Source organism: Wolbachia endosymbiont of Glossina morsitans morsitans (genome assembly GCF_000689175.1).
Lineage (GTDB): Bacteria > Pseudomonadota > Alphaproteobacteria > Rickettsiales > Anaplasmataceae > Wolbachia > Wolbachia pipientis.
The window spans coordinates 1-2,434 of the sequence record NZ_AWUH01000089.1; the positions used below are offsets into that span (position 1 = coordinate 1).

A 2,434-nucleotide genomic window follows, 5' to 3' on the forward strand; every position below is an offset into this window, starting at 1 on the left:
TATATATTCGTCTTCATATAATATGTTCTCTCTTAGTAGATTCACTAACTTTTCATTATATTTGCGATCAGAATTAGCGTTTTCAATATAATTCAAGTGCTTCAGCGTTATAGTTTGCCCAGAATTTACTCTATCACTGGACTTTGCTTTGCAATCATCAACTTTGATTAATCCTTTCCTTAAAGATTTTTCAATTACAGATTGCTTTAGATCAGGAAAGATTCTTCTGATGTACCTATCCAGCCTAACGTTATCGTCTTCTATTAATATGGTTTTTATACTTTGTAGCATTCCATTACTTATAATGAATATCTAGTGAAATGTCAATTATTGGTGTCATTCCAGTGTCAAGCACTGGAATGACACCGAAGGGGCTACTGCCGTCATAAAGGAACCAGTGTCAGCTACTCGGATGACAGGAGAAGGAGATTACTGAGATGACAGCTAGCCTGACAACCGTCATCCCGTTGCTTGTTAGCGGGATCTAGAGATACCGCGAATGAATCGCGGTATGACGGTTCGCGGCGGCATGACGTAGAGCTTACGTTAGCTATACTTTTATACTCACCAACTCAGCTGGATCCAAGTAGTCAGAGCACTGGGATGACAAAAAAAGGAGGGCACTTGGATGACGGGAGAAGGAGCTATTTGGATGACATCGTTTACTATACAATGTTTGTACAGTTCTGGATAAAAAAATTAGCTAACAAATTTATAAACATCAGTATACAGCTCATCAACGCTTGGTTCTTTACTATTTTTGGCAAAATCTTCCGACTTTTTTACTAAATCACGTATTTCCTTATCAATTACTTTGCACTCTTCTTCTGAAGCCATTTTATTATCTGTCATGTATTTCTTTAAAGTGCTTATAGGGTCATGATTTTGCTTCATATCTTCAACTTCTTCTTTTAAGCGATAAGTAGCAGGATCTGACATTGAGTGACCGCGATATCGATATGTCTTCATTTCAAGCAGGATAGGCCCTTTTCCGCTGCGTGTGTGTTCCGCTGCTTCGCTTGTAGCCTCATAAACAGAGAAAAAATCCATTCCATCAACTTGTTTTCCAGGAATACCAAAACTTTTTCCTCTTTTATATAACTCTGTTACTAAAGTTGATCTTTGCACGGAGGTTCCCATTGCGTATTCATTATTTTCTATGATGTAAACCACAGGCAACTCCCACAAAGATGCCATATTAAACGATTCATATACTTGTCCTTGATTTGCAGCACCGTCGCCAAAATATGTAAATACCACATTATCTTTTTTCTTATATTTATTAGCAAATGCTACTCCTGTGCCAATTGGAACTTGTGCTCCCACTATTCCATGCCCGCCGAAGAATTTTTTTTCAACGTCAAATACGTGCATCGAACCACCTTTACCTTTCGAGCATCCTGTTTCTTTGCCGGTAAGCTCTGCCATTACAACATTTGGATCAGAATCACATGCGAGCATTAAGCCATGGTCTCTATAACTTGTGATAAAAGCGTCACCTAATTTTGATGCAGCTTGAGTTCCAACTGCAACTGCTTCTTGTCCTATTGATAGGTGACAGAACCCGCCTATTAATCCCATCCCATATAATTGTCCTGCTTTTTCCTCAAATCTGCGTATGAGTAGCATTTTCCTGTAGAATCCAATTATCTGTTCTTTAGTGAAATTTTCTGCTTTCATATCGATTTCTTCTTCATTAAACTAACAGAATACCAGGAATTTTAAATTTTTGCTAATGAACTATTACCACTGGCTTGAGGCTTTTCATGTTATCTCTGTTATCATGTGGATGGCAGGTATGCTTTATTTACCCAGGCTTTATGTCTACCATGCAACTGTAAAACCGGGATCGGAAAATGATAGCTTGCTTCAAACAATGGAAAAGAGGCTACTTAGATATATCATAAACCCTGCAATGCTTTTCTCACTTGGTCTTGGAATTACACTAATGGTTATTAGGGAAGCATATCGTGAAGGATGGTTTCATCTAAAAGCATTTGCAATACTTTTGATGTTAATTATTCATATGCTACTTGCAAAATATAGGAAAAATTTTGCAATGGGTTCGAATAAGAAGTCACATATTTATTTTCGCGTTTTAAATGAAGCAGTTACAGTATTGATAATAGTTATAGTTATTATGGTTGTTGTAAAACCTTTTTGACTGACCTTACCAAAAAAAAGCAGAAAGCTCGTATCTGTTCAGATGCATGGCTAATGTACAATACTGAAATAAAAATTCCAGTGCTCCCTTTCTTGTAATCCCAGTGCTTGACACTGGGATCCAGCTTTCTTTACAAATTCACCAAAAGTGCTTCATTCTATAACGCAAAACCCATACTCACCAAACTCAATGCATTACTTGCAATTAAGTTTCCTGGATGCCAGTGTCAAGCTACTCGGATGACACCATTCTTTTTCCTGGATCCCAGTG

At 37.6% G+C, this 2,434-nt stretch carries 2 protein-coding genes and 1 pseudogene; 1 reads left to right on the plus strand and 2 read right to left on the minus strand.

All coding sequences use genetic code 11. The annotated features are described in order from the left end of the window. Together WGMM_RS01935 and pdhA are read right to left on the minus strand one after the other, a co-directional pair. Positions 1-291: pseudogene (locus WGMM_RS01935) on the minus strand (RluA family pseudouridine synthase); the annotation flags it as partial. A 408-nt stretch (positions 292-699) separates the two neighbouring features. Further along, positions 700-1,680 carry a pyruvate dehydrogenase (acetyl-transferring) E1 component subunit alpha gene (pdhA, locus tag WGMM_RS01940; RefSeq protein WP_038249277.1) on the minus strand — a complete coding sequence of 327 codons (981 nt, stop codon included), beginning with the start codon at positions 1,678-1,680 and terminating at the stop codon, positions 700-702. A gap of 55 nt (positions 1,681-1,735) precedes the next feature. Here pdhA and hemJ point away from each other — a divergent pair, with 55 nt between their 5' ends. Then, on the plus strand, positions 1,736-2,164 hold the full coding sequence (hemJ, locus tag WGMM_RS01945) for a protoporphyrinogen oxidase HemJ (protein WP_038249279.1): 429 nt from the start codon (positions 1,736-1,738) through the stop codon (positions 2,162-2,164). The last annotated feature ends 270 nt before the right edge of the window (positions 2,165-2,434 follow it).